The sequence below is a fragment of the Mesorhizobium sp. P2_D1 genome (assembly GCF_056404455.1).
Map to the genome: position 1 here is coordinate 26,328 of NZ_JBFUDZ010000025.1, position 14,459 is coordinate 40,786.

At 66.4% G+C, this 14,459-nt stretch carries 18 protein-coding genes; 6 read left to right on the forward strand and 12 right to left on the reverse strand.

What is annotated here, in order from left to right; translation table 11 throughout:
- Positions 1-11: 11 nt before the first annotated feature.
- From AC1D0I_RS18770 to arsK, 3 genes are read left to right on the forward strand one after another with little or no spacing between them, the layout of a single operon-like run.
- Positions 12-332: an ArsR/SmtB family transcription factor gene (locus tag AC1D0I_RS18770; RefSeq protein ID WP_477301397.1), complete on the forward strand. Its 321-nt coding sequence runs from the start codon at positions 12-14 to the stop codon at positions 330-332.
- Positions 333-377: 45 nt separating this feature from the next.
- Complete coding sequence (locus AC1D0I_RS18775; RefSeq protein ID WP_477396912.1) at positions 378-1,802, forward strand: NAD(P)-binding domain-containing protein; 1,425 nt, start codon at positions 378-380, stop codon at positions 1,800-1,802.
- Positions 1,795-3,036, forward strand: a complete 1,242-nt coding sequence (gene arsK, locus AC1D0I_RS18780) for an arsenite efflux MFS transporter ArsK (protein WP_477396914.1) — start codon at positions 1,795-1,797, stop codon at positions 3,034-3,036. The genes AC1D0I_RS18775 and arsK overlap by 8 nt, the downstream gene beginning before the upstream one ends.
- A gap of 9 nt (positions 3,037-3,045) precedes the next feature.
- On the opposite strand, the gene AC1D0I_RS18785 is transcribed toward arsK, so the two are convergent.
- From AC1D0I_RS18785 to AC1D0I_RS18815, 7 genes are all read right to left on the reverse strand, one after another.
- Positions 3,046-3,789, reverse strand: a complete 744-nt coding sequence (locus AC1D0I_RS18785) for an amino acid ABC transporter ATP-binding protein (RefSeq protein WP_477301403.1) — start codon at positions 3,787-3,789, stop codon at positions 3,046-3,048.
- Between the two features lie 26 nt (positions 3,790-3,815).
- Positions 3,816-4,490 (reverse strand): amino acid ABC transporter permease, encoded by a 675-nt coding sequence (locus AC1D0I_RS18790; RefSeq protein WP_457150579.1) that lies wholly within the window; start codon positions 4,488-4,490, stop codon positions 3,816-3,818.
- Positions 4,487-5,158, reverse strand: coding sequence for an amino acid ABC transporter permease (locus AC1D0I_RS18795; protein WP_457150578.1), 672 nt, complete (start codon positions 5,156-5,158; stop codon positions 4,487-4,489). Before AC1D0I_RS18795 ends, AC1D0I_RS18790 begins: the two co-directional genes overlap by 4 nt.
- A 93-nt stretch (positions 5,159-5,251) precedes the next feature.
- Positions 5,252-6,040, reverse strand: coding sequence for an ABC transporter substrate-binding protein (locus tag AC1D0I_RS18800; protein WP_477396916.1), 789 nt, complete (start codon positions 6,038-6,040; stop codon positions 5,252-5,254).
- A gap of 105 nt (positions 6,041-6,145) precedes the next feature.
- Positions 6,146-7,306, reverse strand: a complete 1,161-nt coding sequence (locus AC1D0I_RS18805; protein ID WP_477396918.1) for a saccharopine dehydrogenase family protein — start codon at positions 7,304-7,306, stop codon at positions 6,146-6,148.
- Complete coding sequence (locus AC1D0I_RS18810; RefSeq protein WP_095091173.1) at positions 7,303-7,803, reverse strand: Lrp/AsnC family transcriptional regulator; 501 nt, start codon at positions 7,801-7,803, stop codon at positions 7,303-7,305. The genes AC1D0I_RS18805 and AC1D0I_RS18810 overlap by 4 nt, the downstream gene beginning before the upstream one ends.
- 160 nt (positions 7,804-7,963) lie before the next feature.
- Positions 7,964-8,836, reverse strand: coding sequence for a LysR substrate-binding domain-containing protein (locus AC1D0I_RS18815; protein ID WP_477396920.1), 873 nt, complete (start codon positions 8,834-8,836; stop codon positions 7,964-7,966).
- Positions 8,837-8,986: 150 nt separating this feature from the next.
- On the opposite strand from AC1D0I_RS18815, the gene AC1D0I_RS18820 reads away from it, so the two are divergent.
- Together AC1D0I_RS18820 and AC1D0I_RS18825 are read left to right on the forward strand one after the other, a co-directional pair.
- On the forward strand, positions 8,987-9,181 hold the full coding sequence (locus AC1D0I_RS18820; RefSeq protein WP_477396922.1) for a hypothetical protein: 195 nt from the start codon (positions 8,987-8,989) through the stop codon (positions 9,179-9,181).
- Between the two features lie 21 nt (positions 9,182-9,202).
- The gene (locus tag AC1D0I_RS18825; protein WP_477396923.1) at positions 9,203-9,952 is read left to right on the forward strand and encodes a sulfite exporter TauE/SafE family protein; all 750 of its coding nucleotides are present in this window, start codon (positions 9,203-9,205) and stop codon (positions 9,950-9,952) included.
- 10 nt (positions 9,953-9,962) lie between these two features.
- On the opposite strand, the gene AC1D0I_RS18830 is transcribed toward AC1D0I_RS18825, so the two are convergent.
- The gene (locus tag AC1D0I_RS18830) at positions 9,963-10,412 is read right to left on the reverse strand and encodes a universal stress protein (RefSeq protein WP_477396925.1); all 450 of its coding nucleotides are present in this window, start codon (positions 10,410-10,412) and stop codon (positions 9,963-9,965) included.
- A gap of 208 nt (positions 10,413-10,620) precedes the next feature.
- Between AC1D0I_RS18830 and AC1D0I_RS18835 the strand changes: the two genes are divergently transcribed.
- Positions 10,621-11,202, forward strand: coding sequence for a histidine phosphatase family protein (locus AC1D0I_RS18835; protein ID WP_477301417.1), 582 nt, complete (start codon positions 10,621-10,623; stop codon positions 11,200-11,202).
- 1 nt (position 11,203) lies between these two features.
- Here AC1D0I_RS18835 and AC1D0I_RS18840 read toward each other — a convergent pair whose 3' ends face one another.
- From AC1D0I_RS18840 to AC1D0I_RS18855, 4 genes are all read right to left on the reverse strand, one after another.
- On the reverse strand, positions 11,204-11,647 hold the full coding sequence (locus AC1D0I_RS18840) for a VOC family protein (RefSeq protein WP_477396927.1): 444 nt from the start codon (positions 11,645-11,647) through the stop codon (positions 11,204-11,206).
- A 48-nt stretch (positions 11,648-11,695) separates the two neighbouring features.
- Positions 11,696-12,742, reverse strand: coding sequence for an RNA polymerase subunit sigma-70 (locus AC1D0I_RS18845; protein ID WP_477396929.1), 1,047 nt, complete (start codon positions 12,740-12,742; stop codon positions 11,696-11,698).
- Positions 12,743-12,784: 42 nt separating this feature from the next.
- Complete coding sequence (locus AC1D0I_RS18850) at positions 12,785-13,531, reverse strand: SDR family NAD(P)-dependent oxidoreductase (RefSeq protein ID WP_477396931.1); 747 nt, start codon at positions 13,529-13,531, stop codon at positions 12,785-12,787.
- Between the two features lie 134 nt (positions 13,532-13,665).
- Positions 13,666-14,457: a pseudouridine synthase gene (locus AC1D0I_RS18855; RefSeq protein ID WP_477396932.1), complete on the reverse strand. Its 792-nt coding sequence runs from the start codon at positions 14,455-14,457 to the stop codon at positions 13,666-13,668.
- Positions 14,458-14,459: the final 2 nt, after the last annotated feature.

Genomic DNA, 14,459 nt, shown 5'->3' on the forward strand with positions numbered 1-14,459 from the left:
AGTTTATTTCCATGAAACTCGAAAAAGCAGCCGCCCAGCTCGAAGCGCTCGGCAATCCGACGCGGCTTCAGCTTTACCGCATTCTGGTGCGCGCCGGTGACGACGGGCTTGCCGTCGGCAGCGTCCAGGGCAAGCTCGATATTCCGTCCTCGACGCTGTCGCATCATCTCAAGCGGCTGGTCGACACCGGCCTTGTGACGCAGGAACGGCAAGCGACGACGCTGATCTGCCGCGCCAACTATCCCGGCATGAATGCGCTGATCGGCTATCTCGCCGACGAGTGCTGTGCCGATGCCATCTGCGCGCCTGCCGTCGGCAAAGCGCTGGCCTGATTTTTTTTCGCTTTGTAATTCGAAGATACCGGAAGGATCGAACATATGGACATGATGGCAAACCTTCCCGTCGCGGTGATCGGCGCAGGCCCGGTCGGCCTCGCCGCCGCCGCGCATCTTGTCGAACGCGGCATCCGCCCCCTGATCCTCGAACGTGGCGAAAGCGTTGGCGCTGCATTGCTCGAATGGGGCCATGTGCGGGTGTTCTCGCCATGGCAATACAATATCGACGCGGCGGCGCGGGCGCTGCTCGACCGCTCCGGCTGGACGGCGCCAGACATGCGAGGCCTGCCGACCGGGGGCGAGATCGTGCGCGATTATCTGGCGCCGCTTGCCGCAGTTGCCGGCATCGCCGCCAATTTGAAGCTCGGCGCCGAGGTCACCGCGATCACCCGCCAGGGACATGACAAGGTCGCCAATGACGGCCGCAAGGACGCTCCCTTCGTCATCCGCTACCGCGATGTGGGCGGCGAGCGCCGCGTTCTCGCGCGCGCCGTCATCGACGCGTCCGGAACATGGTCGCGGCCAAACCCCATCGGCGTCGACGGGCTGCCGGTTGCCGGCGAAGGCGCGGCCTGCGAGCGCATTGCCTATGGCATTCCCGACGTGGTCGGCAAGGCCAGGGACAGCTATGCGGGCAAGCGTGTCCTCGTCATCGGCGGCGGGCATTCGGCGATCAACGTCGCCCTGGCGCTCATGGAGTTGCAGGACGCAGCGCCTGGCACCGAGATTTTCTGGGCGCTGCGGCACGCCAGCGTCGACCGGCTGCTTGGCGGCGGGCTGAACGACCAGTTGCCCGAACGTGGCGCGCTCGGCCTCGCCGCCAAGCAGGCGATGGCCGATGGAAGGCTGAACATGCTGGCGGCTTTCGCCGTCAACCGCATCGAGATGCAAGGCGAGGGGCTTGCCGTCGACGCCAGCCTGGCCGGCAAGCCATTCAGCCTTTCCGTCGATCGCATCGTCGTCACCACGGGCTTCAGGCCCGACCTGTCGTTCCTCGGCGAAATCCGCCTCGCGCTCGATCCCGCCGTCGAAGCGCCGCCGGCGCTGGCGCCGCTGATCGATCCGAATTTCCACTCGTGCGGTACGGTTCCCGCGCATGGCATCCGGGAACTTGTCCATCCCGAACCCGGCTTCACCATCGTCGGCTCGAAATCCTACGGCCGCGCCCCGACCTTCCTTATGGCGACCGGCTACGAGCAGGTTCGCTCGGTGGTCGCCGACATTGCCGGAGACCATGTCGCGGCGCGCGAGGTGCGGCTGGTGCTGCCGGAGACCGGCGTGTGCAGCGCCGATGTCGTGACGGGATCGGACAGTGCTGGTTGTTGTGGCGGGCCCGCGCCCGCCAATGTCGATGCCTGCTGCGTCGAGGATGCGGACGCCAAGGCAAAGGGTGCGTCGGGCTGCGGCTGCGCAACGGGTCCATCGGTTGGCGCCAAGGCGACGGAAGCCGTGGGCGTCGATGCTTGACCGGTCTGTCCTGCGCAAGGCGATATGGGCGCTCGGGCTGACGCAGATCATCGGCTACGGCACGCTCTATTACAGCTTTTCGATCCTGGCGCCGGCGATGGCCAGGGAGTTCGGCCTCACGGAAGGGTGGGTGTTCGGCGCGCTGTCCGCGTCGCTGTTTGCCGGCAGCCTGTTCGCGCCCACGGCCGGGCGCTGGGCCGACCGCTTCGGCGCAGGGCGCATCATGACCATCGGCTCGGTCGCGGCAGCCGTCGCGCTGGCGCTGTGCGCCGTCTCGTCCGGCCGCGTGACCTTTGTTCTGGCCTTGCTGGCGATGGAGCTGGCCTCCAGTTTCGTCCTCTACAGCGCCGCCTTCGTGGCGATCGTGCAGATCGGGGTTACCCGGCCCCAACGCAGCATCACCCACCTGACGCTCATCGCAGGGTTCGCCTCGACGCTGTTCTGGCCGCTGACCTCGGCGCTGCATGCGCATTTGACATGGCGCGAGGTCTATCTGCTGTTCGCGGCGCTCAATCTCGGGCTCTGCCTGCCGATCCACGCCTGGCTGATGCGCCTGTCGCGCCGTCACGCGACGACCGCGCCGCAAGAACGCGAGCCGGCCCATGAAGCGGGCGCGGCACTCGATCCGCGACGCGGGCAGGCCGTGTTCCTGCTGATGCTGGCGGGCTTCGCCTCCGAGGGCTTCGTGCTGTCGGCGATCCTCATCCACATGGTGCCCCTGACGGCAGCACTTGGGCTCGGCACGGCCGGCCTCTTCGTTTCGACCCTCTTCGGGCCGGCGCAGGTCGCCAGCCGGTTGATCAACATGCTGTTCGGCGGGCGCCTTCAGCAGACGCATCTCGCCGTCATTGCCGCGTCGCTGCTCACGGCCGGGCTGTGCACGCTGCTGTTGACCACGCCATGGCTGCCCGGCGCTTTCCTGTTCGTGCTGCTGTTCGGCCTCGGTTCCGGTCTCACCAGCATCGTCGGCGGCACCTTGCCGCTCGAGCTCTTCGGCCGCCAAGGCTATGGCGCGCGGCTGGGATGGGCGAGTGCCGCCCGCCAGTTCACCTCGGCCTTCGCGCCGTTCGCGCTCGCCTTCATGATGGCGCGGACATCCGTCGCCAATTCGCTGTGGGTGCTGGTGGTCGTCGCCGCGAGCGGCGTCATCGCCTTCCTCGCCATCGCGCTGCTGAGACGGCGCGCCGGCCGGGTTGCGTTTGCGATTGGCGGCAGCCCGGAACAGGCGAGCTAGCCCGGATACTCAGTGCCGCAGGATCTTGCTCAGGAAAGCCCGGCTGCGGTCGGTCTTGGGGTGCGAGAAGAATTCGTCGGGCGTGCCGCTTTCGACGATGGCGCCGGCATCCATGAACACCACGCGCTGGGCGACCTTGCGGGCAAAGCCCATCTCATGCGTCACCACCATCATGGTCATGCCTTCCTCGGCGACCGCCACCATGACGTCGAGCACTTCCGAGATCATCTCGGGGTCGAGCGCCGAGGTAGGCTCGTCGAACAGCATGATCTTGGGCCGCATGCCGAGGCAGCGCGCGATCGCGACGCGCTGCTGCTGGCCGCCCGAGAGCTGCGCCGGATAGGCGTTGACCTTGTCGGCCAGCCCGACCTTGGCCAGCAATTCGCGCCCGGCCTTTTCGGCTTCAGTGCGCGGGATCTTGCGGACATGGATGGGCGCCAGCGTGACGTTTTCGAGCGCCGTCTTGTGCGGATAGAGGTTGAACGACTGGAAGACGAAGCCGATCTCGGTGCGCAGCTGCGTCATGTTGGTGGCGGGGTCGCCGAGGCGCTGGCCGTCGACGACGAGATCGCCATCCTTGATCGCCTCCAGGCCGTTGACGCAGCGAATCAGCGTGCTCTTGCCCGAGCCGCTCGGGCCGCAGACGACGACCACCTCGCGCGGCTCGACGCTGAGCGTGATGTCCTTGAGCACGTTGAGCGCGCCGAACCATTTGTTGACGCCGCGAAAGTCGATCATACCGGTTTTGGTCATATTTGGCCGACCCTTGGGGTTCGCTGTCATAGCTGCACCTCGCCATGCGCCGCGCCCATGCGGTGTTCGAGCCGACGGGCGAGCATGATCAGGGGATAGCAGACGATGAAATAACCGACGCCGACGAGGAAGAAGACCAGCAGGCCGTTGGGCACACGCTGCACCACCAGCCAGCCGACACGGGTGAGGTCGGTGAGCCCGATCGCCGAGACGACCGAAGAGTCCTTGATCAGCAGCACATACTGCCCGACCAGCGGCGGCAGCACGATGCGCATCGCCTGCGGCAGCACCACCTGGCGCATGCGCTGCCAGCGCGACAGGCCGGATGCCAGCGCGGCCTCGACCTGGCCGGTCGGCACCGAGCGAATGCCGGCGGCGACGATCTCGCAGATGAAGCAGGCGGCAAGGTTGGTCAGCGCGATGATGCCGGCGGTGAAGGCGTCGAGCTCGATGCCGAGCTCCGGCAGGATGAAGAAGATCAGGAAGATCTGCACCAGGAACGGCGTGCCGCGGATCAGGTCGACCCAGGCGCCGATGAGGCTGCCCACCAGCCGGTTGCCGCCGGTGCGCAGGATGCCGAGGCCGAAGCCGAGCAGCGTGCCGAGCACCAGGCTGATCAACGACAGCACCACCGTCATGCCGAGACCGCGCAGCGCCAGCGGATAGCTGCCGGCGAGGCTTTGCAGCTGTTGCCAGATCATGTCCGCGCCCCCGCTGTGCCGAGCCAGCGACCGGAGAGAGCAGCCAGCCCCTTCAGGCAGTAGTAGAGCAGCAGGTAGAAGGCGGCGATGGTGAGGAAACCTTCCGCCGGCATGAAGCGGTCGGAGGCGAGCAACTGGCCGGCGCGGGTCAGCTCGGCGACCGAGATCAGCGACAGCAATGCGGAATCCTTGACCAGCACGATCGCCTGGCCAAGCAGCGGCGGGATCGTCACCTTGAAGGCTTGCGGCAGGATGACCAGGCGCATGCGCTGGACATAGGTCATGCCCGAGGCGACACTGGCTTCGACCTGGCCACGCGGGATCGACAATATACCGGCACGAATGATTTCAGCGACATAGGCGCCGCTGTTCAACGACAGCGCGAGGATGCCGACGACCAATTCGGGCAGGACGAAGCCGAGCCGGGGCAGGCCAAAGTAGAGGAAATAGAGCTGCGCCAGTAAAGGCGTGGCGCGCACGGCGTCGATATAGGCCTTGGCCGGGGCACGAAACAGCCAGCCGCGCTGCAGATTCATGGCGCACAGCACGATGCCGACGGCGAGCGCGCCGAGAAAGGACAGCGCCGACAGCCACACGGTCGTGACCAGGCCCTGCCCGAACAGGGGCAGGTACTCGACGATTGTGCGGAAACTGAAATTCTCGAGCATCGCTGGGCGGTTCCCCAAAGCGGGCGAAACGAAAGGCCAGGCGGCTTCGCGGCGCTCAAGACGCGCGCAAAACCGCCTGGATTCCAAGGCTGGTTAGTGGTCCTTCTTCCAGGCGTCGGAATTGACCCAGTAGTCGAGGTTCTTCTGCAGGCGGCCGTCGATGCTGACCTGGTCGAGGAACAGGTTCATCCAGACCAGCAGGTCCGGCTCGTCATAGCGGGTGGCGAAGGCAAGCGGCTCCTTCGACAAAAGCTCCGGCATGATGGTGAAGGTGCCGGCCGGATAGGCGGTCGACTGGCCTTTCACCGCCGAGACGTCGTTGACGCCGCAATCGGCCTGGCCGTTGTTGACGGCGTCGAGCAGCAGCGGACCGCCGCCCTTGTAGCTCTTGATGTCGGCATCGGTGAAGACGGCCTTGGCCTCCTTCTCGCCGGTGGCGCCGAGCAGCACGGCGATCTTGGTGCCCTTGGCCTTGCAGTCCTCGGTGGTCTTGAACTTGCTGTCTGCCTTGGTGAACACGGTGCTGCCCGTATACATGTAAGGTTTGGTGAAGGCGACCTTCATGCCGCGCGCCAGCGTCGGCGTCATGTCGGCGACCAGAAGGTCGGCCTTGCCCGACAGCAGCGCCGGGATCAGGCCGTCCCAGTCGAAGTCGAGGAAGGTGATCTTGACGCCCATTTCCTTGGCCATCAGCTCGGCCAGTTCAACCGAACTGCCGGTGCGTTCGCCATTGGCGCCGACCAGCGAGAAGGGCGGTCCCTGTGTCTGCACGGCGACGCGCAACTCGCCGCGCTTGGTGATGTCGTCGAGCGTTCCGGCACTGGCTGCCGTGGTGAGCCCGGCGAGCGCAAGGCCGGCGACGAAAAGTCTGGCAATCTTCATTTGGCATTCCTCCTTGTTTTATTGTTCCACGTTGTTGTTTCACCCTTCGGGGTGCTTTTTTGAGCGGCAGCGCCGTTGCCGGCGGCAGCCACCGTTCGAAAACCCTCAGTCCCAGGCCACCGTCTCGGTCACAGTGATGCCGCGCCTGGCCAACTCGTCGAAGAAGCGGCCATCGGGCACATCGAGCAGCGGGTTGAGCAGGCCTGGTTTGGTGATCTCGCGCCGCGCCAGCATCTGCGCCACGATGCTGGCGGGATAGCCGACGCCGAGGCTCATGCCGAACAGGCCGGAGGCTAGGTCGCGCTCGATGATCAGGTCCGAGGTCACCGTCTTGCGGCGGCCGCCTTCGAGGCCGGAAAAGACATTGCGCATCACGCAAAGGTCCTTTTCGCCGGGGCCGTACTGCAGTTGCGGCCCGAGCAGCCGGCCTAGGAATTCGCGCGGGCTGGAGCCGGTGCCGGGCACCTTGTCTTCGGAAAGGAAGCCGAGTTCCTTCAGCGGCGCCCAGAAGGCCGACCATCCCGGCCAGCGCAGCGTATAGCGGCCCGAGCGGCGCAGCCCTTTTGCCGCGTCCAGCATCTCGACATAATGCAGCGCATCGCCATTGGGGAAGGCCTCCAACGCGCCCAGGCCCGCCACCTCGATCTCGTGGATGAAGGGGTTGTCGTGCTGCCGGCCGGCCGGCACCGCGACGCGTTTGCCGTCCTCGATCATCACGCTGTCGCGGTTCTGGCTGACCAGAACCATGTCGAAGTTCCAGCTCACCTTGTAGCAAAGGGGCTTGGCCATTGCCTTCGGTTCGGGGATGCCGCCGCAATAGGAATCGATCGCGGCGATGGTGTCGAACTGCCTTGCGGCGCGCGCGTAGAGCACCAGGTCGATGCCGGGATCGAGCCCGCACTCGGCCATGATCGGCACACCAGCCTGTTCGGCGGCCGGTGCCAGGTCGGCGATGGCCTTGCCGTAATTGGTGGTGACCAGCGGCGTGCGCGTTGCGATCGCGGCCTGGACCGCCTCACGCATCAGCGGCTGCGGCAACAGGTCGATGACGGCGTCGGCATCCGCCAGCACGCCGGCCAGGGCAGGGCCGATCGCGCCCTGCGGTACCACAAAGCGCACGCGGGCAAGGTCGGTCAGGCCGTCAAGGCGAGCCGCACCGTCCGGCGCCGTGTCGACGCAAACCACCTCCTCGACACCGCTGGCGACGAGATCGGCGATGGCCGCCCGGCCTTGCAGGCCGAGGCCGCCGAGAACCGCTATTCTCATGCCGGCTCCTTGCGATCGTCCGACCAGCAGCCTTCCGGCAGGCTGACCCATTTGTTGCAGGACGCCATGACGACGAAGGTCTCGCTGCGAACGACTTCGCCCGGCTCGCCGGCCCCCGGGATCAGCTCGCTGGTGACGCGGTAGAGATCGGCGACGTCACCGGCCACGGTCACGTCGACGATGATGTCGAAGCGCCCGGTGACCACCGAAGCCGAGTTGACGAAGGGCAGTTCGGAAATGCGCTGCGCCAGCTCGCGGGCCCGGCCGCGTCCTTGCGCATTGATACCGACAATGGCCGAGATCAGTTCGGGGCGCTCGGTCAGGTTCAAGAGCCCGACGATCTTCAGCAGATTCCGGTCGAGCAGATTGCGCAGCCGCGTGCGCACCGTTGGCACCGAAATCGCCAACATCTCGGCGAGGCGGTTGATGCCCGGCTGTGCGTCCTGCGACAGCTGTTTGACCAACCGCCGATCGGTCAGATCGAGATGTTCCCGCAAAGGCCCTGTCTTTCATAAAAAGAAAAAAGATCGGCAAATAATTTGCCTATATGAAAGCAAGCTATGTCACGAATTTTTGAAAAGCAAGGTGTTGTTTTCGCACCAAGTGGCATGGTGCGTCGTCTGGCGCGGTTGCGGTTGCGCTATTGCGTTGCCGGGTTCAGACCAGCGCGGCAGCCAGCAATTTCGCTTGCGGCGTCAATTCGTCGAAGCGGCGGGCACACAGATTGAGCTGGCGTGGTGCCCAGTCGTCGGTGAGCCGCAGGCTGCGCAGCGAGCGTGCCGACTGGCGCGCCGCACTTTCCGGCACGATGGCGATGCCGGCGCCTTGCGCGACGAGGCGGCAGACGTTGTCGAGGCCGGGCACGCGGATGCGGATATGCAGATGGCCGCCAAGGCGGGCGGCCTGGCGTGTGACGTGCTCCTGCAGCGCATGGCCTGTGGCGAGCCCGACGAAGGGTTCACTGAGAATGTCGGCGAGGCTGGTAGTGCGGCCTTCGAGGCCGGGCCAGTTCCGCGCGGCGATCACCACCAGCCGGTCGATGAAGAACGGTTTCTGTTCGAGATGCGATAGGCCAGCCCAGGTCGCGGCGATGCCGAGATCGGCCGCACCGCTGGCCACCGCCTCGGCGATCTCATGGCTGGGGCGCTCGTCGAGATCGATGTCGATCTGGGGATGCGTGACAAGGAAAGCCGGCAGGATATCGCGCAGCAGCTCGCCGGTGGCGGCGGTGTTGGCGAGCAGCCGGACGCGGGCGCGAAGACCGGTGGCGTAGGCGCCGAGGTCGCCGGCCATCGCCTCGATCTGGTTCTGCACGGCGCGCGCATGATGCAGCAGCGCCTGTCCGGCCGCCGTCGGCACCACGCCACGGCGGCGGCGTTCCAGCAGCGGCGCGCCGAGGCGATCCTCCATGCCCTTGATGCGGGCGCTGGCCGAGGCCAGGGCAAGGCCGGCGAGTTCGGCGCCATGGGTGATGCTGCCGCGCTCGGCCACCAGCAGGAACAGCCGGAGATCGACCAGATCGAAGCGCATACTTTTGCTCCTGCAAATGGTTCGGCAGCCAGGCAAAGCCAGTAACTTCTTTCATGGATCAGCCTTCGTCCTGGCCGAAGGCTGATAGTGCAATTTCCACATTGTGACCGGCCCGCATCTGCGTCAAACAGTTTCAGGTGGAGATGTGTGATGAGCGAACGAACATCAGGCCGGACCGGCATTCTTGAAAGCACGGCTGTTGTGCTGGCCGTCGCCGTGGCCTGCCTTGCGATGGTGTGGGAGCCCGGCCTGCGAGGATGCGCGACGACCTCCGTCAGCCGCGATGCCGCGCCGGCAAAGTCCAGCCCTGAGGCCGATGCCACGGACATGCTGCTGCATGACTGATCCCGCCCTGAAGGTGCGATCGTGCTGAGCGCCGGTGTCCTCGCCTGGATTGGCGCTGTCTTTCTCGCCGCCGGCGTGGTCAAGGGCGTCGTCGGCATGGGTTTGCCGACCGTGGCGATGGGGCTGCTGGCGGTGACGATGCCGCCGGCGCAAGCCGCCGCCTTGCTGCTGATCCCGTCGCTGGTCACCAACCTCTGGCAATTGTTGACGGGTCCGTCGTTCGGCCGCCTGTGCAAGCGGCTGTGGGCGATGATGGCCGGTGTCGTGCTCGGCACCGTCGCCGGCGCCGGCCTTTTGACCGGCTCGCACACGGGATTTGCCTCGGCGGGGCTGGGCGCGGCGCTGGTGCTTTATGCGTTTGTCGGCCTCGCCAGGGCCGGCTTCACCACGCCGGCGCGCTACGAGACGTGGGCGTCGCCGCTGGTCGGCGTGGCGACCGGGCTGGTCACCGGCGCCACCGGCGTCTTCGTCATTCCGGCCGTGCCCTATCTGCAATCGCTGCGGCTGGACAGGGAAGACCTGATCCAGGCGCTCGGCCTGTCCTTCACCGTCTCGACGGCAGCGCTGGCCATCGGACTGTTCAGAACGGGAGCTTTCGCATCGCCGACGGCGCAACTGGCGGGATCGGCCGCAGCCCTGGCGCCGGCGCTGGCCGGCATGGTCGTCGGCCAGGCGCTGCGCCAGCGGATGAGCGTCGAGACCTTCCGCACGGTGTTCTTCGTCGGGCTGCTGGCGCTGGGGGTCTATCTCGCGGGGGAGGTGGTGTTTTAGCCGCGCAGGCCTACCGAACCACCAGGACCGGGATTTCGGTTAAGGACAGCACCTCCGCGGTCTGGCTTCCCAACAGCAGCCTGCCCAGTCCCCGGCGGCCGTGCGAGGCCATCACGATCAGGTCGCAGCCCTCAGCCTTCGACAATTCCAGGATCGCCTCGGCGGGCTTCTTGTCCTCGATATGCACCACCTCGGCGCGCACATTCGCCAGCTCCGCCGACGCCTTGCATTTGTCGAGCACGTCCTTGGCGTATCGGCGACCGCCTTCCTGATAGGCGACGAATTCGTCGCCGGCGGCATAGCCGGCCATGGTGCCGCCCCAGGCGAAGATCGGGAATGGCTCGGTGACGTGGACAAAGGTAACGGTGGCGCCGAGGCGGCTGGCCAGCGCCAGGCCGTGGGCAACGCCCTTTTCGGCCAGTTCCGATCCGTCCGTGGCGATCAGCAAATGTGTGTACATGATGATGTGACCTGTTGTGCCAGGGCCGACACGCCCTTGTGGTGGTGAGAGCCTGTAGCGGCTGACCTTGATATAGTTGCGCCACCGGGCTCATCACAGGGGCCAGCTCGATGCGGATCAACGCCAGGCGATTGCACACTTTCGCGTTGGCCGGATTCCCCTTTGCCGCGTCCTCCTCTAAGGTGCCGGCGATTTGAGGGACACCCATATGAGCAGCGCATATCCGCAGATCCATCTGGTCCGGCATGGCGAGACGGCGTGGAGCCTTTCGGGGCAGCACACCGGCCGCACCGACATGCCGCTGACGCCGGCCGGCGAGGCTGCCGCGCGCGGCGTCGCCGAGCGGTTGAAAGGCCTGTCGTTTTCGGCCGTATGGTCGAGCCCGTCGCAGCGCGCCTACAACACCAGCGTGCTTGCCGGCTTCGGCGCCGAGAGCGTCAAGAAAGACGATCTGCAGGAGTGGGACTACGGCGCCTATGAAGGGCTGACGACAAAACAGATCCTGGCCGAGCACCCGGGGTGGAACGTGTTTCGCGATGGCTGCCCGAAGGGCGAGACGGCGGCCGATGTCGGCGCCCGGGCCGACACGATCATCGCCGCGCTGCGCAAGGCCAATGCCGACATCCTGGTGTTTTCCAGCGCGCATTTCCTGCGGGTGTTGGCGGCGCGCTGGATCGGCCTGCCGCCGGAAGGCGGCGCGCTGTTCGTGCTGGACACCGCAAGCATCAGCGTGCTCGGCTACGAGCACGATCTGACCGAGCCGGTCATTCGTAAGTGGAACCAGAAATAGGTCAGACGACAACCTGCTTGTCGAACTTCTTGATCGCCTCGGCGGTCACCGGCGTGAAGAAGTTCACCAGATTGCCGTCCGGGTCGCGGAACAGCAAAGAGCGGTTGCCCCAGGGCATGGTGGTCGGCTTCTGCACGGTTGCGTCCTTGATGGTGTCGGACAGCCTGGCGAATTCCGCATCGACGTCGCCGACGCGGAATTCGATGATGGCGGTGTGGTTGTCGGCGGGGCGGGCGACGTCGCCGCCGAACAGCTGCAAGGTGCGCGTGCTGCCGATCGCCAGCGTGCAGGCCGGTGTCGCCAGTTCGGCGAAGTCTTCGGTGTAGATCGTCACGGGCATGCCGGTGATCTCGCTGTAGAACCGCACGAGGCGCTGGACATCCGACGTGATGATGCGGACCGAGACGAAATTCATCGCATTTGCTCCCTGATTTGCTGGAGCCATGGTCGGGCTCGTGCGCAGATATAGACCAGGCCTCCTGACAGCTTCCCGTCAGGAGGCCGGCCAGACGGGCGGCAGGCCGAAGGGAGCAAACAGGTCGGGGCCGAGCGGGCCGACATAGACCGTGAGCGAGGCGATCCCGYCGTCGCCCGGCTCGATGACATGCAGCGACTGGGCGCGCCATTCCGAATCCTGATGGCGCCGCGCATAGATCGCGACCGCGGGCTGGCCGTTAGCGCGGGTGGCGACCGGCTGGTAGCCGGCGAAATTGCCCCAGACAGTCTTGAAGAAACCATGGATCGCCCGGCGGCCCTGATACCAGTCCAGCCATGGCGGCATGTGATAGGTGGCGTCCTCGCGCAGCAGTTCGATGAAGCCGTCGAGGTTGGCGGACTGCCAGGCCTGCATGTAGCGCTCCAGCAGCAGGCCCTCTTCGCCGGTGGGCCGCGATCGCTGCAGCGGACGCCCCTGCGGATAGCGTGCCCCAAGCGTTGCGCGGGCCCGCTGCAGGGCGCTGTTGATCGAAGCGGCGGAGCCGCCCAGCAATTGCGCGCTCTCGAGCGCCGACCAGCCCAGCACGTCGCACAGCAAAAGGGCGGCGCGCTGCCTGGGCGGCAAGGACTGGATCGCGGCGACGAAAGCGAGTTGCACCGCTTCGCGGGTCTCGTAGCGCGCTTCCGGGCCCGGCTCGCCGTCGATAAGGTCCGGCAGCTCGGTGTCCGGGTAGGGCTCCAGCCAGGCGAGTTCGGCGGCGGGCCCGGCGGCGGCCCGCCCTTCGCTCGGCGGCCGTCCGGGCTGCTCGACGATGCGATGCGCCGGTGACCTCGCCTTGATGGCGTTGAGGCAGCTGTTGGTGGCGATGGTGTAGAGCCAGCCGCGGAGCGAGCCGCGGCCATCGAATTGCGACCGGCCGCGCCAGGCTTTCAGGAACGTGTCCTGGATGAGGTCGTCGGCCTCGTGCAGCGTGCCCATCATCCGGTAGCAATGCAGCTTGAGTGCGCGGCGATGGGCCATTGTCAGGCGCTCGAAGGCCAGCCGGTCGAGGATCGGCTGGCCTTGCTCGCCGATGGGCTCAAGCGGGCCAGGAGCGTCTGTCATGTTGAGCCCATCGTGTTGAATGCGACTGGCATCCTGCGCGCCTCATGCCGCCGCCGCAAGTCCGCTGCCGCTGACGGTGAAGGAGACGCCTTGCAGCTTGCCGCCGGCGAGCGTGACCACGGCGTGCCCGACATCGGCCGGTGTCTGCATGTCGGTCATGCTGGCGAGGAAATCCGTCGGGCTGATGCCGAGATAGGCCGAGACGCTGTCGATGCCGCGCTGGCCGACGCCGGTGTCCGGCATGATCCGCATCGGCACCAGCGCCATGAAGCGAAGGCCGAGGCCGAGCCGGTCGGCTTCCTTCTGGCAATGGGCGGCAAGAAACATCTGCATGCGCTTGGCGCCGGAGTAGCCGCCGGAGTTCGGCGGCCCGCCGCTGAGCGCCGCGCCACTGGAGATCAGCACCACCCGGCTGCCCGGCTTCAGCCGGCCCTGAAGTGCGGCCTTGCAAAACAGGAACGATGCCTTGACGTCCATGTCCCAGTTCGCGGAGAAGTCGTCCCAGCTTTGGTTCTGGACCGGCGCCGACGGGGCGAGGGCGCCGGCGCAGATCACTAGAACATCCGGCTCCAGCGCGGCGAACACCGCATCGGGCGCGATCTCCTGCGTGGCGTCGACCGCCAATGTCTTCACCCTGGGCTTCTCCCAGGACAGCTGTTTCAGATCGGCTGCACCCCGGGCTACGGCGAGCACCGTCGCGCCCGCGCTGAGTGTGGTTTCGACGATCGCGCGGCCGACGCCCCGGCTGCCTCCGACGACGACGACATTCTGACCTTGTAACGATGCCATGGATCACCTCGTTTCTTCCGGCCGCCGGACCATTCCAGCGCCTGTAGATCAGGACAGCGCGGGTGAGCGGAAATCATCGGTGGGGGGCAAGAATTTTTTGAAGTGTCGCGGTTGAAGGGGCCTGCACCTGCCACTTACTCCGCCAGCAGCGCCAATTCCTCCGGCGTCAGGTGCCGCGCCGTGCCCTTGGCGAGGTCGCCGAGCAGCAGGCGGCCGATGGCGATGCGGATGAGCCGCAGCACTTCGATGTCATGCGCGGCGAGCAGGCGGCGGATGTGGCGGTTGCGGCCCTCGTCGAGCACGATCTCCAGCCACGCGGTGCGACCACCACTGCGCAGAAGCTCGATCGCGTTCGTGGTCAGGGTCTCGCCGTCGACGGTCACGCCGGCGCGCAATCTTTCCAGCATCGCGGCGTCGGGCACCGTGCCGATCTGCACGTGGTAGGTCTTGGGCAGATGCGAGGCCGGGTCCATCAGCCGGTTGGCAAACTGGGTGTCGTTGGTCATCAACAGCAAGCCTTCGCTCGCCTTGTCGAGCCGGCCGACCGGCGAGACGAAGGGCAAGTCGAGCCCGTCGAGGCAGGCATAGACGGTGTCGCGCTGTTGCGGGTCGTCGCGGGTGGTAACCATACCGCGCGGCTTGTTGAGGATGAGATAGACCTTGCGCTCGGCAACCACGGGCCGGTCGTCGACGACGATGCGGTCGCGGTTGAGGTCGACACGAAGGGCCGCATTGCGCACCACCTTGCCGCCGACGCGCACGCGCCCCTCGGCGATCAGCACCTCGGCCTGCGTGCGCGAGCACAGGCCGAGCTTCGACAAAGCGCGGTTGAGGCTGACGCCAGGCGGTTTGCCAGTGTGCGGCTTGCCAGTGCTAGCGTTGCGGGCAGGTGGCCTGCTGTTGGGCGGTGGTGGTCGTGCTGCCATGC